At 72.5% G+C, this 21,302-nt stretch carries 21 protein-coding genes and 1 pseudogene; 9 read left to right on the forward strand and 13 right to left on the reverse strand.

Features of this window, described 5'->3' with window-relative positions:
- Nucleotides 1-648: 648 nt before the first annotated feature.
- From E2B92_RS33625 to E2B92_RS29425, 4 genes and pseudogenes are all read left to right on the forward strand, one after another.
- A pseudogene (locus tag E2B92_RS33625) lies at nucleotides 649-903 on the forward strand (phosphatase PAP2 family protein); the annotation flags it as partial.
- Nucleotides 896-1,807 carry a decaprenyl-phosphate phosphoribosyltransferase gene (locus E2B92_RS29415; RefSeq protein ID WP_185923615.1) on the forward strand — a complete coding sequence of 304 codons (912 nt, stop codon included), beginning with the start codon at nucleotides 896-898 and terminating at the stop codon, nucleotides 1,805-1,807. The pseudogene E2B92_RS33625 and the gene E2B92_RS29415, both read left to right, overlap by 8 nt.
- A gap of 49 nt (nucleotides 1,808-1,856) precedes the next feature.
- Entirely contained in the window at nucleotides 1,857-2,252 is a 396-nt protein-coding gene (locus E2B92_RS29420) for a GtrA family protein (RefSeq protein WP_126885968.1), read from the forward strand.
- 9 nt (nucleotides 2,253-2,261) lie between these two features.
- Nucleotides 2,262-3,167, forward strand: a complete 906-nt coding sequence (locus E2B92_RS29425; protein ID WP_126885966.1) for a YihY/virulence factor BrkB family protein — start codon at nucleotides 2,262-2,264, stop codon at nucleotides 3,165-3,167.
- Here E2B92_RS29425 and E2B92_RS29430 read toward each other — a convergent pair.
- Entirely contained in the window at nucleotides 3,106-4,383 is a 1,278-nt protein-coding gene (locus E2B92_RS29430; RefSeq protein ID WP_235024031.1) for a D-alanyl-D-alanine carboxypeptidase family protein, read from the reverse strand. The two genes, E2B92_RS29425 and E2B92_RS29430, sit on opposite strands and share 62 nt — an antisense overlap.
- Nucleotides 4,384-4,468: 85 nt before the next feature.
- On the opposite strand from E2B92_RS29430, the gene E2B92_RS29435 reads away from it, so the two are divergent.
- The 3 genes from E2B92_RS29435 to E2B92_RS29445 all read left to right on the forward strand — a co-directional run bounded on the left by E2B92_RS29435 (nucleotide 4,469) and on the right by E2B92_RS29445 (nucleotide 7,816).
- Nucleotides 4,469-4,714: an SCO4848 family membrane protein gene (locus tag E2B92_RS29435; RefSeq protein ID WP_126885962.1), complete on the forward strand. Its 246-nt coding sequence runs from the start codon at nucleotides 4,469-4,471 to the stop codon at nucleotides 4,712-4,714.
- 15 nt (nucleotides 4,715-4,729) lie between these two features.
- Entirely contained in the window at nucleotides 4,730-6,160 is a 1,431-nt protein-coding gene (locus tag E2B92_RS29440) for a metallophosphoesterase (RefSeq protein ID WP_126885961.1), read from the forward strand.
- A 102-nt stretch (nucleotides 6,161-6,262) separates the two neighbouring features.
- Nucleotides 6,263-7,816 (forward strand): ABC transporter substrate-binding protein, encoded by a 1,554-nt coding sequence (locus tag E2B92_RS29445; protein WP_126885959.1) that lies wholly within the window; start codon nucleotides 6,263-6,265, stop codon nucleotides 7,814-7,816.
- On the opposite strand, the gene E2B92_RS29450 is transcribed toward E2B92_RS29445, so the two are convergent.
- From E2B92_RS29450 to E2B92_RS34010, 10 genes are all read right to left on the reverse strand, one after another.
- Entirely contained in the window at nucleotides 7,803-8,558 is a 756-nt protein-coding gene (locus E2B92_RS29450; RefSeq protein WP_235024035.1) for a TetR/AcrR family transcriptional regulator, read from the reverse strand. The genes E2B92_RS29445 and E2B92_RS29450 overlap by 14 nt on opposite strands.
- 20 nt (nucleotides 8,559-8,578) lie before the next feature.
- A complete protein-coding gene (locus tag E2B92_RS29455) occupies nucleotides 8,579-9,019 on the reverse strand; it encodes a thiol-disulfide oxidoreductase DCC family protein (protein ID WP_235024032.1) in 441 nt (146 codons plus the stop codon).
- 7 nt (nucleotides 9,020-9,026) lie between these two features.
- A complete protein-coding gene (locus E2B92_RS29460; RefSeq protein ID WP_126885955.1) occupies nucleotides 9,027-9,440 on the reverse strand; it encodes a hypothetical protein in 414 nt (137 codons plus the stop codon).
- A gap of 147 nt (nucleotides 9,441-9,587) precedes the next feature.
- Nucleotides 9,588-9,779 (reverse strand): ferredoxin, encoded by a 192-nt coding sequence (locus E2B92_RS29465; RefSeq protein WP_126885953.1) that lies wholly within the window; start codon nucleotides 9,777-9,779, stop codon nucleotides 9,588-9,590.
- A gap of 17 nt (nucleotides 9,780-9,796) precedes the next feature.
- Nucleotides 9,797-10,987 carry a cytochrome P450 gene (locus tag E2B92_RS29470; protein ID WP_126885952.1) on the reverse strand — a complete coding sequence of 397 codons (1,191 nt, stop codon included), beginning with the start codon at nucleotides 10,985-10,987 and terminating at the stop codon, nucleotides 9,797-9,799.
- A gap of 189 nt (nucleotides 10,988-11,176) precedes the next feature.
- A complete protein-coding gene (locus E2B92_RS29475) occupies nucleotides 11,177-11,935 on the reverse strand; it encodes a succinate dehydrogenase iron-sulfur subunit (RefSeq protein WP_126885950.1) in 759 nt (252 codons plus the stop codon).
- Complete coding sequence (gene sdhA / locus E2B92_RS29480) at nucleotides 11,935-13,689, reverse strand: succinate dehydrogenase flavoprotein subunit (RefSeq protein WP_126885948.1); 1,755 nt, start codon at nucleotides 13,687-13,689, stop codon at nucleotides 11,935-11,937. The genes E2B92_RS29475 and sdhA overlap by 1 nt, the downstream gene beginning before the upstream one ends.
- 22 nt (nucleotides 13,690-13,711) lie before the next feature.
- Nucleotides 13,712-14,191 (reverse strand): succinate dehydrogenase hydrophobic membrane anchor subunit, encoded by a 480-nt coding sequence (locus E2B92_RS29485; RefSeq protein WP_126885946.1) that lies wholly within the window; start codon nucleotides 14,189-14,191, stop codon nucleotides 13,712-13,714.
- An 8-nt stretch (nucleotides 14,192-14,199) separates the two neighbouring features.
- Nucleotides 14,200-14,580, reverse strand: coding sequence for a succinate dehydrogenase, cytochrome b556 subunit (gene sdhC, locus E2B92_RS29490; protein ID WP_126885945.1), 381 nt, complete (start codon nucleotides 14,578-14,580; stop codon nucleotides 14,200-14,202).
- Between the two features lie 146 nt (nucleotides 14,581-14,726).
- Nucleotides 14,727-15,512 (reverse strand): 2-oxo-4-hydroxy-4-carboxy-5-ureidoimidazoline decarboxylase, encoded by a 786-nt coding sequence (locus E2B92_RS34010; protein ID WP_126885943.1) that lies wholly within the window; start codon nucleotides 15,510-15,512, stop codon nucleotides 14,727-14,729.
- A gap of 162 nt (nucleotides 15,513-15,674) precedes the next feature.
- On the opposite strand from E2B92_RS34010, the gene E2B92_RS29500 reads away from it, so the two are divergent.
- Nucleotides 15,675-17,303 carry a beta-N-acetylhexosaminidase gene (locus tag E2B92_RS29500; protein WP_235024033.1) on the forward strand — a complete coding sequence of 543 codons (1,629 nt, stop codon included), beginning with the start codon at nucleotides 15,675-15,677 and terminating at the stop codon, nucleotides 17,301-17,303.
- Between the two features lie 123 nt (nucleotides 17,304-17,426).
- The gene (locus tag E2B92_RS29505; RefSeq protein WP_126885940.1) at nucleotides 17,427-17,933 is read left to right on the forward strand and encodes a hypothetical protein; all 507 of its coding nucleotides are present in this window, start codon (nucleotides 17,427-17,429) and stop codon (nucleotides 17,931-17,933) included.
- A 21-nt stretch (nucleotides 17,934-17,954) separates the two neighbouring features.
- Here E2B92_RS29505 and E2B92_RS29510 read toward each other — a convergent pair whose 3' ends face one another.
- A complete protein-coding gene (locus tag E2B92_RS29510) occupies nucleotides 17,955-20,672 on the reverse strand; it encodes an FG-GAP-like repeat-containing protein (RefSeq protein WP_185923613.1) in 2,718 nt (905 codons plus the stop codon).
- Nucleotides 20,673-20,762: 90 nt separating this feature from the next.
- Nucleotides 20,763-21,209, reverse strand: a complete 447-nt coding sequence (locus tag E2B92_RS29515) for an MmpS family transport accessory protein (protein WP_126885936.1) — start codon at nucleotides 21,207-21,209, stop codon at nucleotides 20,763-20,765.
- Nucleotides 21,210-21,302: the final 93 nt, after the last annotated feature.

Consider the following 21,302-nt stretch of genomic DNA (forward strand, 5'->3'; position numbering starts at 1 on the left):
ATGCGATACGCGGGGGCCGGGTGGGAAGGCGCCGCCGATCACCGACTGGTGGGCGCGCTGTACGCCTGGGGACGTCGCCGGCCGGCCGTGGCGGCGGCCGCGCGGTCACTGTCGTACGCCGGTGAGCACGCCGCGCTCTGGATTGGGGCCGGCCTGGTCGCCGCGGCGGCCGACCGTGCCCGCCGGGGCCCCTGGCTCCGCGCCACGGCCCTGACGGCCACGGCCCATGTGGCCGCCATGTCCCTGAAACCCCTCGTCCGCCGTCCCCGTCCCGCGCCCGTGCCCGGCGGCGGGCCCGCCCCGCGCCTTCCGGTGGGCGGCCCGGCCCCGGCGGGGGAGGCGTCCGCACCTGCCGGCCCGGCCCCGGTGGCGGGCTCCTGCTCCTGCGCCGCGTCCGCGCCGGGCGTCCTGGCCCCGGTGGCCGACCCGGCCGCCGTGGGCGGACTGGACCTGGCGGGCGACGCGCATCCGGTGGGCGGCCCGTACGTGGTGGGTGGACCGAGCCCGGGCGCCCAGCACCTGGCGGGCGGCCGGACACCCGTCGCCGGTCCCTGCGCGTGCGCCGCGTCCGCGCCCGGCGGGGGGCGGCGCCCCGGTGCCGGGAGGCGTGCGGCGGGGCGGGCGGTACGGGTGTTCGGGCCCGTGGTGGGGCGGTACTCGTTCCCCAGCTCGCATGCCGCGTCCGCGGCCGCCGCCGCCGTGGCGTTCGGGGCGGTGCGGCCGGGCGCGCGGTGGGTGGGCGTGCCGGTGGCCGTGGCCATGTGCGTGTCCCGCCTCGTGCTGGGCGTGCACTACCCGACCGACGTGGTGGCCGGCGCCCTGCTGGGTGCCGTCACGGCCCGGCGGCTCCGCCAGGCGGCGACGAATCGTTTCTGCGCCCACCCGGGAACCCGCCGTGGCTGAGCCGACCGTCGCGGCGGCGCCCGCCACCCGCCCGGTGCCCCAGCTCGTCTCCGTGCCCCTGGGGCTCGTACGGGCCGCGCGGCCCCGCCAGTGGGTGAAGAACGTGCTCGTGGTGGCCGCGCCCGCCGCCGCCGGGCAGCTCGCGTCCCGCCACACCGCGGTCCAACTGGGCATTGTGTTCCTGCTGTTCACCGCCGCGGCCGCCGCCGTCTACCTGGTGAACGACGCCCGTGACGCCGACGCCGACCGCGCCCACCCGGTCAAGTGCCGCCGCCCCGTGGCCGCCGGGGACGTCCCGGTGTCCGTGGCGTACGGCACCGGAGGAGTGCTCGCCCTCGGGGCGCTGGCCGGCGGCGCCGCGCTGTGCAACACCCTGACGGCCGCGCTGCTGGCCGCGTACCTCGCCATGCAGTTCGCCTACTGCCTCCGCCTCAAGCACGTCCTCGTCGTCGACCTCGCGGTCGTCACGACCGGCTTCGTGATGCGCGCCATGATCGGCGGAGTGGCGCTCGGCATCCCGCTCTCCCGCTGGTTCCTCATCACCACCGGCTTCGGCGCCCTGTTCATGGTCGCCGCCAAGCGGTACTCCGAGGCCGTGCAGATGAAGGGCGGGGGAGCGACGCGGGTGCTCCTGACCGAGTACACGACCGGCTACCTCCGCTTCGTCTGGCAGCTCGCCGCCGGGGTCGCCGTGCTCGGCTACTGCCTGTGGGCCCTGGAGAACAGCGGCACCTGGCGCCAGCTCTCCACCATCGCCTTCATCCTGGCCGTCCTGCGGTACGCCGTCTTCGCCGACCGCGGCACCGCCGGCGCCCCCGAGGACGTCGTCCTGCGCGACCGCCCGCTCGCCGTCATCGGCCTGGCCTGGCTGGCGATGTACGGGATGGCGGTGGCCGACCTGTGAACGGGACGGCGGTGGGCGGGCCCGTGGAGGGGACGGCGGTGGCGGACCCGTGAAGCGGGAGGCGGCCGGTTTCCTGATCGCGGGCGGGGTCGCGTACGCCGCCGACCTGACCCTCTTCGTCCTGCTCCGCCCGCACCTCGACCCGCTGTCCGCCAAGGCGCTCGCCTTCCTGGCGGGCTGCACCGTGGCCTACCTCGGCAACGCCCTCGGCACCTACCGCCGCCGGAGCGTCCACCTGCGCGAGTACGGGGCGTTCTTCGGGGTGAACCTGGCGGGCGCGGCCGTGCAGCTCGCGTGCCTCGGCGCCTCGCACTACGGGCTCGGGCTCACCTCCCCGCTCGCCGACACCCTCTCCGGGCTGGGCGTGGGCATGGTCCTCGCCACCTGCCTGCGTTTCTGGGGGACGCGCACGCTGGTCTTCGGATCAGCCGGATCACGGGGGTAGGGGGACGGCATGGACTGGCTGACCAAGCTCCCCGTCATCGGCCCCTGGGCCGCCCGCCTCATGCGGACGCACGCCTGGCGCTCGTACGAGACCCTCGACCACGCCCACTGGACCCGGCTGGCCGCGGCCATCACGTTCATCAGCTTCCTCGCCCTCTTCCCGCTGATCGCCGTCGCCGCCGCCGTCGGTGCCGCGCTGCTGAGCGACGCGCAGCTCCGCGACATCGAGGAGAGGCTCGCCGAGCAGGTGCCGGGCATCTCCGAACAGCTCGACCTGGACAGGCTCGTCGCCAACGCCGGCACGGTCGGGGTCGTCGCGGGCGCCGTGCTGCTGTTCACCGGCATCGGCTGGGTGGGCTCCATGCGCGAGTGCCTGCGCGTGGTCTGGGGCCTCGACGACAGCGACGACGACAACCCGCTCGTCCGCAAGGGCAAGGACGCGGTGGTCCTGCTCGGCCTCGGCGCGACCGGCCTGGCCTCGCTCGCCGCGTCCGGCCTCGGCTCCACCGCCGTCGACTGGAGCGCCGACCGGCTCGGCATCTCCGGCGGCGGGGCCGGTGGCGTGCTCCTCCAGGCCGGGGCCCTCGCGGTCGCCGTCCTCGCCGACTTCCTGATCCTGCTGTACGTGCTGACGCTGCTGCCCGGCGTGCAGCCGCCGCGCCGCCGCCTCGTCGTGGCCGCACTCATCGGCGCGGTCGGCTTCGAGGCGCTGAAACTGCTGCTCGGCGGCTATATGAGCGGTGTGGCGACGAAGTCGATGTACGGGGCGTTCGGGGTGCCCGTCGCGCTCCTGCTGTGGATCAACTTCACCGCCAAACTGCTGCTCTTCTGCGCCGCGTGGACGGCGACGGGCTCTAGGAAGGAGGCTGCTGCCGCCGACGGCGTACGAGTTCCGGAAGCGGCCAGCGGCGGTTGACGAGGAACACCCCGCCCGCCAGCAGCACCAGCACCCCGCCGGTCACCGCCAGCGCCGTCCCGGCGCCGCCCGAGCCACCGGCCGCCGCGACCGTCGCCCTGCCGCCGCTGTCCCCGGCGGCCTGGTCGCCGCCGCCGGAACCGGTCTGCCCGTTGCCGCCGCTCTCCCCGGTCCCGGTGCCGGTGCGCGCCGACTTCGGCGGCACCAGCTCACCGACCGGCCTCACCTTCCCGGCGGCCGAGAAGCCCCAGTCCAGCAGGCGGGCCGCCTCCTTGTAGACGGCGTGGCTCTCCTTGGCCGACGGGTTCATGACGGTGACCAGCAGGACCTTGCCGTTCCGCTCGGCGACGCCGGTGAAGGTGGCACCGGCGTGCGTCGTGCTGCCGTTCTTGACCCCCGCGATGCCCTGGTAGGCCGGGATGCCGTAGTCACCGGTCAGCAGCCGGTTGGTGTTCTGGATCTCGAACGTCGAGCGCTTCTTGTTGCCGGGCTTGACCTCCCCGGGGAACTTCGCGCGGGGCGTCGAGCAGTACTCCCGGAAGTCCTTGTTCTGCATGCCGCTGCGGGCGATCAGCGTGAGGTCGTACGCGGACGAGACCTGGCCCACCGCGTCGTACCCGTCCGGCGAGACGACGTGCGTGTCCAGTGCCTGGAGCTCGTCGGCGCGGTCGTTCATCTCCCGGACCGTCTTGCCGACGCCGCCGTTCATCGACGACAGGACGTGCACGGCGTCGTTGCCGGAGCGGAGGAAGACGCCCAGCCACAGGTCGTGGACCGTGTACGCCTGCTTCTCCTTCACCCCGACCAGACTGGAACCCTCGCCGACCCTCGCCAGGTCCTGGGGCGTGACCACGTACGACCTGTCCCGGGGCAGCTTGGGCAGCACCGTGTCCGCGAACAGCATCTTCAGCGTGGAGGCGGGGGGCAGCCGCCAGTGGGCGTTGTGCGAGGCCAGCACGTCGCCGCTCTCCGCGTCCGCCACGATCCAGGACCGGCCGGTCACCTCCTTGGGCAGCACGGGCACCCCGGGGGCCAGGTTCACCTGGGTGCCGGGCCTGCCCAGCTTCGCCCCGCCGACCGTGGACATGGCGGCGGGCGGCTGCGGCTGCTTGTCCTCCTTGTCCGCCGCCGGGCTCGCCAGGGCCGGGGCGGCGGTGAGGACGGGGACCAACGCGGCGGCGGCGACCGTCAGCACGGTCTTTTTCAAAGCGGACACGGTCGGAAACGTACAGGGAGCGGTCACCGGAGCCGACACCACACCCCGCAGGAGGCCCCCGACCGGCGGTGGCGATACTGAACGCATGAAGCTCAGCCGCTCCGCCTCCTGGTTCCTGCTCGCTTTCGGGGTCTGGAGCTGGTTCATCTGGATCACTTTCGTCAAGAATCTCTGGAACGACGGGAGCGGTCTCGCCTTCGACGACGCGGGCGACCCGACTGCCTACTTCTGGGTTCATCTGCTGCTCGCCATCACGTCCTTTGTTCTGGGGACGGTGGTGGGCGCCATCGGGTTGCGTGGCGTACGCGCGTTGCGCCGCGACCGCGGATAAGGGGAGTACGGGGTCGTGCTGGTCGTCCTGCTGGTGTTCGTGGTCGTGCTCGCCCTGCTCGCGGCGGTGCACTGGTACGTGTGGCGGCGCCTGGTCCGCGATGTGACGCGGCCGGGCGGCGTGGCGCGGCGGGTGGGCACGGTCGCCCTGGTCGTGCTGCCGCTGCTGTCGGTGGGCGCGCTGACGGCGGGGCGCGCGGGGGCGCCGTTCCTGCTCCAGCAGGCCGTGGCCTGGCCGGGCTACCTGTGGCTGGCGCTGCTGCTGTACGTGGTGCTCGCCCTGCTCGTGGGTGAGGCGGTACGGCCGCTGCTGCGGCGCGCCCTGGAGCGCCGGGCGGCCTCCGGGCGGCCCGCGCCGGACGGTTCCCCCGCGCCGGACGGTTCGCCCGCGCCGGACGGTTCGCCCGCGCCGGTCGCCGCCCCCAAGGCCGCCGGCGCTCTGGCGGGTGCCGCCCAGGCAGCCTCCGCGCCGGTGGCCGGCACCGCGCCGGTCGCCGCCCCCGCCGCCGCCCAGGCCGCGCCCGAGGCACCCGCCCAGGCCGCGCCCGAGGCACCGGCGCCCGAGCCCGGGGCGCCCGAGCCCGGCACCGCGCCGGTGGCCGCCCCCGCCCCCGCGCCCGCCCTGTCCCGGCGGCTGTTCGTGTCCCGCGTCGTCGGCGGGGCCGCCGCCACGGCCGCGCTCGGCACCGTCGGGTACGGAACGTACGGCGTCCTGCGCGGGCCCCGGGTCACGCGGGTGACCGTGCCGCTGGCGAAGCTGGGCCGCGCGGCCCACGGGTACCGGATAGCGGTCGTGAGCGACATCCACCTGGGGCCCGTCCTGGGCCGGGCCCACACCCAGCGCATCGTCGACGCGATCAACGCCACCCAGCCGGACCTCATCGCCGTGGTGGGCGACCTCGTCGACGGCAGCGTCGAGAACCTGGGCACGGCCGCCGAGCCGCTCGCCCGCCTCCGGGCCCGGGACGGCTCGTTCTTCGTGACCGGCAACCACGAGTACTTCTCCGGTGCCGAGGAGTGGGTCGACCACGTGCGCGAGCTCGGCCTGCGCCCGCTGCGCAACGAGCGCGTGGAGATCGCCGGGTTCGACCTCGCCGGGGTCAACGACGTCGCGGGCGAGAACTACGGCGACGGCCCCGACTTCGCCGCCGCCCTCGGCGACCGCGACCGGGCACGCGCCTCCGTGCTCCTCGCGCACCAGCCGGTCGTCATCCACGACGCCGTACGGCACGGGGTGGACCTCCAGTTGTCCGGGCACACCCACGGCGGTCAGCTCTGGCCCGGCAACTTCCTCGCCGACCTGGCCAACCCCACGCTCGCCGGACTCGAACGGTACGGCGACACCCAGCTCTACGTGTCCCGGGGCGCGGGCGCCTGGGGCCCGCCCGTCCGCGTCGGCGCTCCCTCCGACATCACACTGGTGGAGCTGGCGTCCAAGCAGGCGTAAGTGAACTTGTGGTGACGGCGTGAAGGTTCAGGCTTCCACCGGCCAACAGCGTGTGATTGGGTGACTGCGTCGCGGCAGGGGTGGCGTGAAGGGAATCACGGCATGCGCTCGGTGCGTCTTCGGTACATCGTCTTGTGCGTCGTGTTACTGGCCGCCGGTGCCGGGGCCTGGCAGTTACTTCCCTCGGCCGGTGCCCGGGACGACCCGATCACCGTGGGAACGACGGACGAGGTCACGTCCCTCGACCCCGCCGGGGCGTACGACGCCGGCTCCTGGGCCCTGTACAGCAACGTCTTCCAGTCGCTGCTGACCTTCGAGCCGGGCTCCCCGGTCCCCGTCCCGGACGCCGCCGAGGGCTGCGAGTTCACCGGGCTGAACCTCCAGACGTACCGCTGCGAACTCCGCGACGACCTCCGGTTCTCCAGCGGCCGCCAGGTCACCGCGGAGGACGTCAAGTACTCCTTCGACCGTGTGCTCGCCATAGGGGCGGACGTCGGCCCCCGGGCCCTGTTCCCCGCCCTCAGGCGCGTCGACGCCGACGGTTCGACCGTCACCTTCCACCTCGGCGCCCGGGACGCCACGTTCCCGCAGAAGCTGGCCACCGGTGCCGGCGCCATCGTCGACCGCGACCGCTACCCCAGGGGCGCCCTGCGCGAGGGGCACGGCGTCGACGGATCGGGGCCCTACGTCCTCGCGGCGTACGAGCCCGGGGTCCGCGCCCTGCTGGAACCCAACCCGCGCTACAGGGGCGCCGTCCGCAAGCCCGGCGGCCCGGTGGAGATCCGGTACTTCAAGGACTCCGACGGCCTCGCCGCCGCCTGGAAGGCCCGGCAGGTCGACGTCACCCACCGCCAGTTGCCGCCCAGGACCGTGGCCGGGATGGACGCCAGCGCGGAGGGCGTGCAGATGACGGAGGCCGGCAGCGCGGAGACCCGCAACCTCGTCTTCAACGTGCGGCCCGGCTCCCCGATGGCGGACAAGGCGGTGCGCAGGGCCGTCGCCGCGCTCGTCGACCGCCCCGCGCTCGTCACCGGCGCGTACCACTCCACCGTGGAGCCCCTCTACTCGCTGATCCCCCGGGGCTACGCCGGCCACAACACCGCCTTCCACGACGTGGACCCGGAACCCAGCGCCGAGCGGGCGAGGACGCTGCTGCGGGAGGCGGGCGTGGAGACGCCCGTGCGGTTCACCTACGCCCACCGCACCGGTCCCACCTACGCCGCCGAGGCCGCCGAGCTGCGCAGGCAGCTCGAGGCCGGCGGCCTGTTCGAGGTGAAGGTCCTCGAAGTGGAGTGGCGGGCGTTCCAGAAGGGGTACACGAGCGGCGCCTACGACGCCTACGGGCTGGGCTGGGTGCCGGACTTCCCCGACCCGGACAGCTTCACCCAGCCGTTGGTCGGCCGGGGCAACACCCTCCACAACGGCTACGCGAGCCCACGCGTCGACCGGCTGATCGCCTCCACCCAGCAGTACGGTGACCGCGGCCGGGCGATGAAGGACTTCGAGACGATCCAGCGCGAGGTGGCCGCGGACGTGCCGCTCATCCCGCTGTGGCAGAAGAAGGACTACGTCGTGAGCACCACCGACGTCGCGGGTTCGCCGTACCTGTCGGACGGTACGGGCATCTGGCGCCTGTGGCGGCTCAGTTGGATCTAGAACCGGCCGCCCGGGTCCCGGCGGCGGCGGTCGGCATGAACTCCTCCAGCACCTCGTGCACCTGGCGCACCAGCGGCCTCAGCACCCGGAACCGCGACAGCGCGATCGCGCGCGCGGCGATGGGTGCCGTGCGCTCGACGAGGCGGCGGCTGCGCTCGGTGCCCTCCGTCCGGTCGTACACCCAGAACAGCACGAGTCCCATGTGCATCAGCCACATCAGGTGGGGGAGCAGCTCGGCCAGTTCCGGGGCGGTCTTGGTGTCGGAGCCGGACAGGACCCGCTCGTGGATGGAGATGGCGGCCTCGCGGGCCGCGACCGACTCGGCCGAGAAGGGGCTGAGCGGGCTCTCCGGGTCGGCGGCGTTCTTGAAGAACTGGGTCGCGAAGGGGTGGTACTGCTCCGCCACGTCCAGCCAGACCAGCATCGAGTCCCTGATCCGTACCGCCAGGTCCCTGTCGCCGGACAGGACCGGCCGGACCGCGGCCTCGTGCTCGGCGGCGAGCCGGTCGTAGAAGCCCTGGACCAGGTGCTCCTTGGAGGAGAAGTAGTAGTAGGCGTTGCCGACGGAGACGCCCGCCTCCTGGGCGATGGCCCGCATCGTCGTCCGGTCGTACCCGCGCTCCTGGAAGAGCCGGAGCGCGGTTTCGAGGATGAGGGTGCGGGTCTGCTCGCTCTTGGGGGCCTTGGCGGGCCGGGCGGGCTTCGCCGGCTCCGGAGTCCGGGCGTCCGTCACGTCGTTCACGTCCTTCACGGTCCCCGAGCCTAATGGGGCGCGTACGGTACGCCGCACCGGCCGTCCCCGCACCCCCGGCCGCCGGGGGCGCGCCCCTCGCGCCACCGGGCGGCGGCGAGGACGGTGACGCGGGCGAACGGCATCCCGGCCGGGGTGGCCAGCCAGTGGGCCCTGGACCGGTGCGCGGCCAGAGCCCACAGGCACACGATGAAGGCGGCGGTGGAGCGGTAGACCTGTCCGCCGTCCCCGACCACCGTGATCTCCGCGAGCGTGGACCGGTGGTCGAGCCCCGGGAACCGGCGCCGGGCCTCGGCCGAGGCGGCGGGCACCAGGTCCAGCGGGACGAGCTGCGCCTGCCGCGCCAGCCAGTGCCGCAGGTGGACGCAGAGCGGGCAGTGCGCGTCGTACAGCACGGTCAGCCGTCGCACGGGCGGGCTCGCCACCGGGGTGCCCGCCACCGGCACGCTCACCGTCGCCTCACACACCGGGCGCGGTGGCCGGAGCGGTCCAGCCCTGCGGCGGCACCGGCGGCGTCTGCTCCCGCTCCAGGGCGCCGCGCCGGCGGATCCTGTTGAGCACGTAGACGTTGCCGAGGTGCATCACGCCGAGGACGAGCAGGACGACGCCGAGCTTCACCGACAGCGCCTCGAACAGGTGCCGGGCGTCCGCGACGCTCTCGTCCTGGCTCAGGTAGAGGGCGACGAAGCCGAAGTTGACCAGGTAGAAGCCGACCACCAGCAGGTGGTTCACGGCCTCGGCGAGCTTCTCGTTCCCCCGCAGCACATCGGCGAGGAAGATCCGCCCGTTGCGGCTCAGCGTGCGGGCGACCCAGACGGTGAGCGCCACGCTGATCAGCAGGTAGATGACGTACGCGATAACGGTGAGGTCCATCCCCCACCCTCCTTTGAACGCGTTCAAATGGTGATGTCCATGACTGTAGACCCGTCTTTGAACATGTTCAACTCGCCCCGGGGGTGACCTGCCGCACGCATGACGACGCCCGGCGGAGCGCGCTCCGCCGGGCGTCGGGTCCCACCGCTACGGGGCCACCTCGATGGCACCCACCGGGCAGGCGCGGGCGGCCTCCCGCACCAGCGGGCCGCCGGCGCCGTCCTCGCTCCCGCGCACGAGTGCGCCGAAGCCGTCGTCGTCCTGCGTGAAGACGCCCGGCGCGGTCAGGGCGCACTGCCCCGCGCCGATGCAGACGTCCCTGTCGATCGCGATGTCCATGTGCCTCGTCCTCGTCCTCACCACTCGACGGGGAGCTCCAGCATCCCCTGGATCGTGTCCCCCGGTTTGAAGGGGATGTCCCCGGCCGGCGCCGCCAGCCGCAGCCCCGGCAGGCGCGTGAAGAGCGTCCGCAGGGCGATCTCCATCTCCGCCCGGGCCAGGTTCTGCCCCAGGCACTGGTGGATCCCGAAGCCGAACGCGACGTGGTGGCGGGCCGGCCGGTGCCAGTCCAGTCGGTCCGGCTCGGCGTAGGCGTCAGTGTCCCGGTTGATGACCGACGTGGAGAAGACGACACCCTCGTCCGCCCTGATCGTCACTCCCGCGATCGCGATGTCCTCCCTCGCCACGCGCAGCATCCCGTCCGCGATCGACAGGAACCGCAGCAACTCCTCCACGGCGACCGGCATCAGCTCCGGGCCGGCCTTCAGCTCCGCGAGCTGCTCCGGGTGCTGGAGCAGGGTGAACACCCCGAGCGAGATCATGTTCGCCGTGGTCTCGTGCCCCGCGACGAGCAGGATCGTGGCCAGCTCGACGAGCGACTGCTTGTCCAGGTGGCCCTGGGAGAGCTGCTGCGCGATCAGGTCGTCGAGGACGCCCTCCCCGGGTTTGTCGCGTTTCCGCTCAACCAGGTCGCCCAAGTAGCCCTCGAGCTGGTCGCGGGCGTCCTCCAGGTCCTCGACCCCCGGGCCCCGCAGCAGCCGGCGCGACTGGGACTCGAAGAACTCGTGGTCGGTGTACGGCACGCCCAGCAGGTCGCAGATGACGATGGACGGCACCGGAAGCGCGAACGCCGACACCAGCTCGGCCGGCGGCCCCTGCTCGGTCATCGCGTCGATCAGTTCGTCCACCGTCCGCTGGATGCGAGGCCGCAGGTCGGCCGTCCGCTTGAGCGTGAAGCTCGGGATGAGCATCCGCCGCTGGACGTTGTGCTCGGGGTCGTCCATGCCCACCAGGGCGGCGCGCCGGCGGCTGCGTACGGCCGCGAAGCGTTCCGTCGGTATCGGGAACGCCTCATGGGTGGAGTCGGTGGACAGCCGCTGGTCGGACAGGAGCCGGCGCGCGGTGGCGTGCCCGGTGACGACCCACACCGAGCGGCCGTCGTAGAGGGTGACGCGGGACAGCGGCCGCTCTTCGCGCAGCGGCTGGTAGGCGGCGGGCGGGTGGTAGGGGCAGGTGCGGTCCTGGGGGAACGCGACGGCTTCCGTCATGGTGGCCTCGCAAGCGACGAATCGGCGGCGGATCGGAGGATGATGCGGACTGCCGATCACCACTACATGCCCCAGGCATCCATCCGGTCTACGCGCAGACCGGCCAAACCACCGGTACGGGCGACCCACAAGGCCGAAGGGCCCGTCTCCATGAGGAAACGGGCCCTTCGGGCGGGACGTCGCGAAGCGTCAGTAGCGGCGCGTGATCAGCGCACGCTTCACTTCCTGGATCGCCTTGGTGATCTCGATGCCACGCGGGCACGCCTCGGTGCAGTTGAACGTCGTGCGGCAGCGCCACACGCCGTCCTTGTCGTTGAGGATCTCCAGCCGCTGCTCGCCGGCCTCGTCGCGCGAGTCGAAGATGAAGCGGTGGGCGTTGACGATCGCGGCCGGACCGAAGTACTGGCCGTCGTTCCAGAACACCGGGCAGGACGACGTGCACGCCGCGCACAGGATGCACTTGGTGGTGTCGTCGAACCGCTCGCGGTCCTCGGCGGACTGGATGCGCTCACGCGTCGGCTCGTTGCCCTTGGTGACGAGGAAGGGCATCACGTCGCGGTACGCCTGGAAGAACGGCTCCATGTCCACGACCAGGTCCTTGAGGACCGTCAGGCCCTTGATGGCCTCGATCGTGATGGGCTTCTCCGGGTTGATGTCCTTGATCAGCGTCTTGCAGGCGAGCCTGTTCTTGCCGTTGATCCGCATCGCGTCGGAGCCGCAGATGCCGTGCGCGCAGGAGCGCCGGAAGGTCAGCGAGCCGTCGACGTCCCACTTGATCTTGTGGAGACCGTCGAGCACGCGCTCCTTCGGGTCGATCTCGATCTGGAAGTCCTGCCACTGCGCCTCGTCGGAGACCTCCGGGTTGAACCGGCGGATCCGGAAGGTGACCGTGATGTACGGGGAGGCGGCGGAGTCCTTCTCCGTCTTGTCCAGTACGGGGGTAGCCATCAGTACTTACGCTCCATCGGCTGGTAGCGGGTCTGGACGACGGGCTTGTAGTCGAGACGCACGGTCTCGGAGCCGTCGGCGCCGACCTCGCGGTACGCCATGGTGTGGCGCATGAAGTTGACGTCGTCGCGGTTCGGGTAGTCCTCGCGGTAGTGACCGCCGCGCGACTCCTTGCGGGCCAGCGCCGAGACGGCCATGACCTCGGCCAGGTCGAGCAGGTTGCCCAGCTCGATGGCCTCCAGCAGGTCCGTGTTGAACCGCTTGCCCTTGTCCTGGATGGCCACGTTCTTGTACCGCTCGCGCAGCTCGGTGATCTTCTCGACCGCCGTCTTGATCGTCTGCTCGGTGCGGAACACCATGACGTTGGCGTCCATGGTCTCCTGCAGCTCCTTGCGCAGCACCGAGACCCGCTCGCTGCCGGTGGAGTTGCGGAGCCGCTCGACCTGCTCCCGCACGAAGGAGGCCGGGTCCTCCGGCAGCTCGACGTAGTCGGCCTTGGCGGAGTACTCGGCGGCGGCGATACCGGCGCGCTTGCCGAAGACGTTGATGTCCAGCAGCGAGTTGGTGCCCAGGCGGTTGGCGCCGTGCACCGACACGCAGGCGACCTCACCGGCGGCGTACAGGCCCGGCACGACGGTGGTGTTGTCGCTGAGGACCTCACCCTGGACGTTGGTCGGGATGCCGCCCATGGCGTAGTGCGCGGTCGGCTGGATCGGGATCGGGTCCGTGTAGGGCTCGATGCCGAGGTACGTCCGCGCGAACTCGGTGATGTCCGGGAGCTTGGCGTCGAGCTGCTCCGGCGGCAGGTGCGTCAGGTCCAGGTACACGTGGTCGCCCTCGGGGCCGCAGCCGCGGCCCTCGCGGATCTCCGTGTAGATGGAGCGGGAGACGACGTCACGGGACGCGAGGTCCTTCATGACCGGCGCGTACTTCTCCATGAAGCGCTCGCCGTCCTTGTTGCGGAGGATGCCGCCCTCACCGCGGGCGCCCTCCGTCAGCAGGATGCCCATGCGCCAGATGCCCGTCGGGTGGAACTGGAAGAACTCCATGTCCTCCAGCGGCAGGCCGCGGCGGTAGCAGGCCGCCTGGCCGTCACCCGTGAGGGTGTGCGCGTTGGAGGTCACCTTGAAGAACTTGCCGGTGCCACCGGACGCGTAGATCACGGCCTTCGCCTGGAAGACGTGGATCTCACCGGTGGCCAGCTCGTACGCGACGACGCCGGCGGACTTCTTGACGCCGTCGACCTCGGTGATGAGCTGGTCGAGGACGTAGAACTCGTTGAAGAACTCCACGCCCTCCTTGACGCAGTTCTGGTACAGCGTCTGGAGGATCATGTGGCCGGTGCGGTCCGCGGCGTAGCAGGACCGGCGCACCGGCGCCTCGCCGTGGTTGCGGGAGTGACCGCCGAAGCGGCGCTGGTCGATGGTGCCGTCCGGAGTCCGGTTGAACGGCAGGCCCATCTTCTCCAGGTCGAGGACGGCGTCGATGGCCTCCTTCGCCAGGATCTCGGCGGCGTCCTGGTCGACCAGGTAGTCACCGCCCTTGACCGTGTCGAAGGTGTGCCACTCCCAGTTGTCCTCCTCCACGTTCGCCAGCGCGGCGGCCATGCCGCCCTGCGCGGCGCCCGTGTGGGACCGGGTCGGGTAGAGCTTCGTCAGCACGGCGGTACGGCTGCGCTTCGTCGCCTCGATGGCGGCGCGCATGCCCGCGCCACCGGCGCCGACGATGACGGTGTCGTACTTGTGGATCTTCATGCGGATTTCCTCAGCCCCGTGCCTAGCGGATGTTCGGGTCGAAGGTGAAGATCACCAGCGTGCCCAGAAGGATGGTGAACACCGTGGCGGTGTACAGCAGGCCCTTGAGCCACAGGCGCGTGTTCGGACGCTCGGCGTAGTCGTTGATGACGGTACGCAGGCCGTTGGCGCCGTGCAGCATCGCCAGCCACAGCATCAGCAGGTCCCAGACCTGCCAGAACGGGGACGCCCAGCGGCCCGCCACGAAGGCGAAGCCGATCTTGGAGACGCCGCCGTCCAGCACGAGCTGGATCAGCAGGTGGCCGATGACGAGGACGACCAGCACGATGCCGGACAGGCGCATGAAGAGCCACGCGGCCATCTCGAAGTTGCCGCGGGTCGACTTCGGGGTCTTCTTCGTCCGGGCCCGGGGCGGCTCGATGAGCGGCGCCGGGTTGTCCACGTCGTACAGGCTCTCGCCCTCGACGGGACCGACAGCGGACTTGGTGAGGTCAGTGGACATGTCTGGCGTCAGCTCCCGAACCATTCACGTGCGGCGTGGCCCAGGACGGGGTAGATCGCCCCGACCATCAGCACGAACCAGATGGCCATCACGGTCCAGAGCATCTGCTTCTGGTAGCGCGGGCCCTTGGACCAGAAGTCCACGGCGATCACGCGGAGACCGTTGAGCGCGTGGAAGAGGATGGCGGCCACGAGGCCGTACTCCAGCAGCGCGACGATCGGCGTCTTGTAGGTGGCGACCACCTCGTCGTAGGCCTCCGGGGAGACGCGGACGAGAGCGGTGTCCAGCACGTGTACGAACAGGAAGAAGAAGATGAGGACGCCGGTGACTCGATGAGCCACCCACGACCACATGCCTTCCCGGCCGCGGTACAGCGTTCCAGCCGGCACGGAAAAACCCTCCGGGAGCGGGATTGGGGCCGGCCGGCTTCTCTGTCGGTCTGGCCCGGCCGGGTACGGTCCACCGGCCCCGGTCATCGTAGCGACGAGTTGTCGGTTCGCTCGCTCGGGGTCCGCCAGTGTGATCAAACAGGCAATCAAACGAGCACGGACGGGCTATTGGGGTGCCCAGGACCGGTGACAAGACGGGACAATCTTGAGCGAGCCAGGCGGCGCAGCTCGTCCGCGGCGATCGCCCGCTCGGTCTCCGCCGGGTGGCTCATCCGCGTGTGGATGGCCGACAGCGCCTGATTGAGCCGCTCCTCCGGACGGTGCCCGTCCAGGCAGATCACGAACGCGTGACGGAAGCGGCTCTCGTACTCGGCGTGTGCCGCCCGCCAGGCCGTGCGCGCGGCCGCGGGGGTGCCCGGGGGCAGGCAGGCCGAGGTCTCGTCGGCCAGCGCCTCGTCGAGGTCGGCACCGGACAGGTCGTAGCTGGCCTCGTCGGCGGCGGCGAGCAGGGCGTCCAGCGTGGGGTACGGGCGGTGGGCGGCGAGCCGCTGCGCCCAGCGGCGGCTGCCGCAGCAGGCGAGCAGGGCGGCCTCGGCGTCGTGGGCCGTGGCGGCGTTGAGGCGGATCAGCCCCTCGGCGGCGTGGGGGCCGTGACTCTGGGCAGGTATGGGCCCCGTGCGGGCTTCGGCGCGCCGTTGGCCCGGGGCTCCCGCCTCGGGCGTGGCGCCCTGACGGCGGAGGGATCCGGGTGCGGTCTCGGGCGTGGCGCGGCGGGCGGGTCCAGGTGCGGTCTCGGGCGTGGCGCGGCGCGCCGGGCCGGGAGCGCGGGCCGTCTCCGGCGGGGCGTGGCGGGGGCGCGCGGTGGGCGTTCCGGCCCTGGCCGGGAGCCTGGGCGGTCGCTTCGGGGCGCCTGCGGTGGAGTCGCCGGCCATCGTGGGCTCCTCGAAAAGGACGCGGGAAGTGTGGGGAGGATGTGAGGGAAGGGGCACAACATTACCCAGGGTGAGCGAGGGCTGTACGGGAGATGCGCGAATTTCACCCGGAAGGGAGAGTTTCCGTACAGCCATGGACAGCCCATGGACGGAGGTAAGCGTGTGAACCGGCATTCCCCAGGAGGTCTCGTCGCGGCCGTGGTGCTCTCCCTCACGGCCGCGGGGTGCGGCAACGGCGGAGACGGCGGCGACCGGGGCACCTCGGCGCCCGGCACGGCGACGACGCCCCCGGCGGCCACGCCGGAGGCCACGACGGCCGAGACGTCACCCTCGCCATCACCCACACGGACGTATCCGCTCTCCACCGCGCCCCGCACCATCCCCTCCGTGCGCGAGCACGAACCCGCCCGGGGCCCTGGCTGGCGGCCGGGCGGCGGCAGCGCGGTCGTCATCGCCAAGGGCAGCGCCGCCCTCGCCGACGAGGCCCGCCTCCTCGCGGACGAGCTGAAGGCCGCCTACCGGGGCGAGGCCGCCCCCCGCCCGGGCGACATCGAGCTGGCCCTGAACACCGGGCAGGCCGGCGGCCCCGAGTCGTACACCCTCACCACCCGGGACGGGCGGGTACGGATATCCGGACCGGACCAGGCGGGCGTCTTCTACGGCACCCGGACCGTCAAGCAGGCCCTCCGCTCGGGCGGCGCCGTCCCCGAGGGCGTCATCCGCGACCGGCCCGCCAAGCCGCAGCGCGGCCTGATGGTCGACATCGCCCGCAAGCCCTACACGGTGGGCTGGATCGAGAACCGCGTCCGCGACCTGGCCGACCTCAAGCTCAACCAGCTCCACCTGCACTTCGCGGACGACCAGGCCATCCGCATCGCGTCCGACACGCACCCCGAGGTCGTCGCGGCCCAGCACCTCAGCAAGGCCGAGATGCGGCGGATCATCGCCCTGGCGCAGCGCCTGCACGTCACGGTCGTGCCCGAGTTCGACTCCCCGGGCCACCTCGGCGCGGTCCTGCGCGCCCACCCCCAGCTCCAGCTCCGCAACGTCCAGGGCACGCCCCGGCGGGGCGCCATCGACATCTCGAAGCCCGCGTCGGCGCGGATCGTCGACGACCTGCTGCGCGAGTACGCGGCGCTGTTCCCCGGCCCGTGGTTCCACGTCGGCGCCGACGAGTACCAGGCCCTGACCGTCCGCGACCCGGCCGCGTCCTTCCCGCAGCTCGCGAGGGCGGCCCGGCAGAAGTACGGCCCGCAGGCCGGGGTGGAGGACCTGGCGACCGGGTGGCTGAACGACCGCGCGGCGGTCGTGAACGCCGCCAGGAAGAAGGCCAAGGCGTGGAACGACGGCTTCTTCCGCGGGGGCGTGGTGAGCGCCCGCAAGGACATCGAGGTCGAGTACTGGACCGGCAAGGAGATCGGCGCCCGGCCACCGGTGGAGTACCTGCGGGAGGGCCGCCGGGTGGTGAACCTCAACGACGAGTACCTCTACTACGTGCTCGGTGAGCCGAACCAGTTCACGTACCCCACCGGCCGCCGCATCTACCAGGAGTGGACGCCGCAGGTGCTGCGCGGCTCGACGCCCGTGCCGGCGCGGTACGCGGGCCAGATCCTCGGTGGCCGCTTCGCCGTCTGGGGCGACCTGCCGAACGCCCAGACCGCCGACCAGGTGGCGCGGGGCATCCGGATGCCGCTGCGGGCGACGTCCCAGAAGCTGTGGGACCCGGCCAGGCCCCCGCTGACCTGGGAGGACTTCCGGGCGCTGGCCGACCGGCTGGGCGGCGGCACCTGAGGCACGGCACGCCTCCCGGGCCGGCCGTCGTCGCTGAACCCATGGTTTCCCGCCACGCGCGGTGACGAAAACCGGCCATGCGGCGCAGTACAGGGAGTACCGCGTCCGCGACGGGAGACGTCCATGAGTCACAGCGCGCAGGAACTGATCGCCCGGGCCGGCGAACGGGGGCTGGCGGCCTCCGCGCTGGCCTGTCTCGACCGCTGCCTCCCCCTGCTCGGCCCCGCACCCGACGACCTCCTGCGCCCCCTGTGGCAGAGCGTCGCCGAGGGCGGGGCGGGCTGGGCCGACAGGCTGGGGGAGGTCCGGGGCGCGCACGCGGAGGGCGGCGACGACGCGTTCGCGGTGCGCGTCCGCACCATGCTGGGCGCCGCCCCGTCCGGGTGGGACGGGACGGCGCTGCGCGCCTGGGCCGAGGCGTGCTCGGTCACGGCGCTGGAACTGCACGGCCTGCTCGGCGGCGGGCCGCTGCTGGACGGCGAGGAACGGCGCCAGGTGCAGATCCTGGAGTTCCTCGCCGGCACGGAGTCCGACGGCCCCGCCGCCGGACTCCGGCCGGTGCTGGAGGTGTCGGCCGAAGGCCGGCGGGTGCTGCGGGCCGTGGTCTCGCGCCGCGAACGCGGCGCGTGACCGGACCCGGGGGCCGTCGGCTCAGGGCCAGAGCAGACGGCCGATGTTCAGCCCCGTCGGGGCCCCCAGACTGTTGACGCCGTAGTAGACGCCGGACGACGGCACCACACCGGACGTGCTGCTGTTGTCGAGCTGGAGGATCACGCCGTTGTTCGCGTCCTCGCCGTCCGCGCCGAGCGCCAGGTCCGCCCTGCTGTAGCCGGACAGGTCGCTCAGGACGACGGCCGCGCCGAGCCGCTCGTTGGGCGCCGAGTCGCCCGGCACCCCGGTGGTGTCCTCCGAGTACGCGACCGAGCCGGTGGCCGTCATGCCCGTGGACGAGCCGCGCAGCAGGATCGCCTGTCCGGCGTTGCCCTGGTTGACCCCGCCGCGGGTGAGGTCCTCGCCCGGCAGACCGGTCAGGACGTCCTCGTACCCGTCGAGGTCGACGTCGCCCACCGAGACGGACGCGCCCATGGTGTCGCCCGACTCGTCGGTGTCGGGGACACCGGTGGAGTTCTGCTGGAACGTGGCACGGCCGGTTGCCGTCAGGCCCGTGGCCGAGCCCAGCACCTGGGCGACCGCCCCGCCGACGGCGGTGTGGCCCGACTCGGTGGAGTTGGGCTGGCCGATCGCGAGGTCGTCGTACCCGTCGCCGTTGAGGTCGCCGGCGGCCAGCGAGCGGCCACCGCGCGGGTAGAGGACACCGATCCGCTCCAGGCCGTTCGCCGAGCCCTTGAGGGCGACGATCCGGCCGACGCCGGAGGAGTCCCGGTAGGTGACGGCGGCGTCCGCGTACCCGTCCTTGTCGAAGTCGCCGCTGGCGGCGGACGCGAAGGACACCACCGAGGTGTTGGCCGTGTCGCTGAGGTACCCCGCCTTCGTCGGGTACGAGGCGTTCTTCGACTCGAACACCCACCAGCGGCCCGGGATGCCGGGCGCGACGGACAGCACGTCGGACTTGCCGTCGGCGTTGAAGTCGCCCATGGTGACGGCGGTGCCGAGCTTGTCGCCGTTGACCCGGTAGGCGGGCGACGTCATGTACGAGGCACCGGAGTCGAGCTTCGGGCCGTGGAGCACGGTCACCGAACCGGTGTCGGTGTGGCCCGACTCGTCGTCCTCGCCGGGCGCGCCGACCGCCAGGTCCGCGTACCCGTCACCGTTGAAGTCGCCGTACGCGGTGGCCGTGCCGAAGGAGTCGGCGGCCTCGCTGTCGCCCGGCACGCCGGCGCTGTCCTGGTCGATGGTGAGGCGGGAGGTGAGGCTCGGCCCGTCGGTGGTGCCGCGCACCACCTTCACCTGACCGGCGCCGGACGCGTACTTCGGCAGGGCGGCGACCATGTCGGCGATGCCGTCGCGGTCGATGTCGTCCGTCGGGACGGCGGAGTTGCGGCCGGCACCGGCGGCGAAGTCCCGGATCGGGGTGAGCTTCGCGTACAGGTTCTTGCCGGGGCAGGCGGTCGCGAAGGCGTTCCGGTGGCCGGAGATGACGTCGAGCGTGGCGCTCTCGCCCTCGTTCCACACGCCGGTGTTGCCCTGGGCGGTCAGCGTGACCTTGCCCTTGGGGTTGCCCCCGTACTGGCCGAGCTTCCAGGCGGCGACGCGGGCCGCCGACTCCAGGGCCGCCCGGGTGGGCTTCCCGGCGGGCTTGCCCGCGGCGGCGTCGCCCTCGAAGTCGCCGAGGAAGGCGATGGCGGTCGAGTAGCTGTTGAAGCCGTACGTGTGGGCGCCCTTGACCGGCAGGTCGACGCCGCCGCCGCGGCCCTCGAAGACCCGGCCGCACTTGTCGACCAGGAAGTTGTACCCCAGGTCGTTCCAGCCCTCGGACTGCACGTGGTACGTCATGATCGCGCGGACCATGGCGGGGGACTGGGCGCAACTGTAGTTGTTGGTGTCGACGGTGTGGTGGATGAACACCGCCTGGATCTTGTCCAGGTACTCCGGCGGGTCGTCCACGATCGACTCGTCGGCGCCCCACTCGGCGCGCGAGACGATCGGGGGCCGGTTGACGGTGGACGGCGGCGGCACGGGGACCGTCGCGGTCGGCGCCGGCGACGTGGTGGGCGGCGTGGTGGGCGTGGTCGCCGTGTCCGTGGGCGCGGGATCGGTGGGCGCGGTGTCCGTGGGCTCCGGCGCCGTCGGCTCGGTGCCCGTCGGGGTGGGCTCGGTGGTGGCGGGGTCGGTGGCCGCGGGGGCGGTCGTCTCCTCCAGCGCGTACGCCGCGTTCTCGACCGTGTCCGTCGCCCCGGGCTCCCGGCCCTTGGGCAGCGCCGCGCCGTTCGCCGACTCGGTGGCGGTGACACCCGGGTCGACCAGGTGCAGCCTGAGGTCCTTGGGCAGGGCCTTGCCGGAGGTCACCTTGACCTGGACGGCGGTGGAGGGGCCGACCCAGGTGGGCTCGGACGCCCCGCGCTCGGGGACCTCCGTGCCGTCGGGCAGGTGGGCGTCCAGGTCCAGCGGCCGCCACCCGGTCCACTTGCCGGTCACGGCGTCCCGGGTGCGGATGCGGGCGTCGCCGGTCACCCTGGTCTTCGCGTCGCCCCAGCCGATGCCGACGAGCGAGAACTCCTCGGTCTCGGTGCTCGGCAGCGACCGCTCGCCGGCCTTCCCCTCGCCCAGCCCCAGCGTCCGCAGCTTCGCCGGCCGCTCGGCCGGGCCCTTGGCCGGAGAGTCACCGGACGGGCCGGCGACGGCGACGGTGACCATGCCCGCGCCGCCGGCCACGACGGCGCCCAGGGTCAGCCAGGCTCTGCGTTTCATGCTCAGGGGTTTGTACGCGTGCGCTTTGCGTCGCGGGCTCAAATGCCCCACTCCTCGGAGAAATTGGCGTGCTGGAAAATGAATGCGCGTTTACTTCACGGTCACTTCGGGGCCACTGCACGTGGTGCGTCCGTATGTGCCCGAAGCGGTGGCGCGCTGTACGTGCTTGCCACGGATGGCGAGGGTGCAGCCCGCCTGACCGCCTTTGCCGTCGAGGACGACGCCGATCACCGGGGCGGCCCCGACCGGCACGGCCGCGGTCTTCTTCCAAGGCAGGGTGACGGCCTTGACGACGGTCGCCCGGCCGGGGTCGCCCTCGCCCAGGTACTCGATGTCGACGGTGCCGGTCCCGGTGACCTCGTAGGTCACCTCGGCGGTGGGGACGGCCGCGGGCTTCGGCCTCTCCTCGGTGTTCAGGGCGCCGTACCCGACGAGTCCGCCGCAGGCGAGCAGGACGGCGGCGGCGATCGCGAGGCCGCGCCGGTCCAGGCCGTGCCGGTCCGTTTCCGGCTTTTCGGTTTCCGTGCTGGATGCCATGGGGGTACGGCTTTCCGTGAATTGACGTCTGGTGCGGAACCGGGCGGTTATACACCAGGCGGCCGACGCCGCGCGAGCGACCGGAGAAAACGG

It is taken from the genome of Streptomyces sp. WAC05374, assembly GCF_004353505.1.
Lineage (GTDB): Bacteria > Actinomycetota > Actinomycetes > Streptomycetales > Streptomycetaceae > Streptomyces.

Coding starts and splice junctions, on each gene's coding strand:
- E2B92_RS29465 (WP_126885953.1), bottom strand. CDS start 9,779: ATGGACATCGCGATCGACAGGGACGTCTGCATCGGCGCGGGGCAGTGC.
- E2B92_RS29505 (WP_126885940.1), top strand. CDS start 17,427: ATGAGTCACAGCGCGCAGGAACTGATCGCCCGGGCCGGCGAACGGGGG.
- E2B92_RS34010 (WP_126885943.1), bottom strand. CDS start 15,512: ATGGCCGGCGACTCCACCGCAGGCGCCCCGAAGCGACCGCCCAGGCTC.
- E2B92_RS29510 (WP_185923613.1), bottom strand. CDS start 20,672: ATGAAACGCAGAGCCTGGCTGACCCTGGGCGCCGTCGTGGCCGGCGGC.
- E2B92_RS29475 (WP_126885950.1), bottom strand. CDS start 11,935: ATGGCTACCCCCGTACTGGACAAGACGGAGAAGGACTCCGCCGCCTCC.
- E2B92_RS29435 (WP_126885962.1), top strand. CDS start 4,469: ATGAAGCTCAGCCGCTCCGCCTCCTGGTTCCTGCTCGCTTTCGGGGTC.
- E2B92_RS29425 (WP_126885966.1), top strand. CDS start 2,262: ATGGACTGGCTGACCAAGCTCCCCGTCATCGGCCCCTGGGCCGCCCGC.
- E2B92_RS29445 (WP_126885959.1), top strand. CDS start 6,263: ATGCGCTCGGTGCGTCTTCGGTACATCGTCTTGTGCGTCGTGTTACTG.
- E2B92_RS29460 (WP_126885955.1), bottom strand. CDS start 9,440: ATGGACCTCACCGTTATCGCGTACGTCATCTACCTGCTGATCAGCGTG.
- sdhA (WP_126885948.1), bottom strand. CDS start 13,689: ATGAAGATCCACAAGTACGACACCGTCATCGTCGGCGCCGGTGGCGCG.
- E2B92_RS29485 (WP_126885946.1), bottom strand. CDS start 14,191: ATGTCCACTGACCTCACCAAGTCCGCTGTCGGTCCCGTCGAGGGCGAG.
- E2B92_RS29515 (WP_126885936.1), bottom strand. CDS start 21,209: ATGGCATCCAGCACGGAAACCGAAAAGCCGGAAACGGACCGGCACGGC.
- E2B92_RS29470 (WP_126885952.1), bottom strand. CDS start 10,987: ATGACGGAAGCCGTCGCGTTCCCCCAGGACCGCACCTGCCCCTACCAC.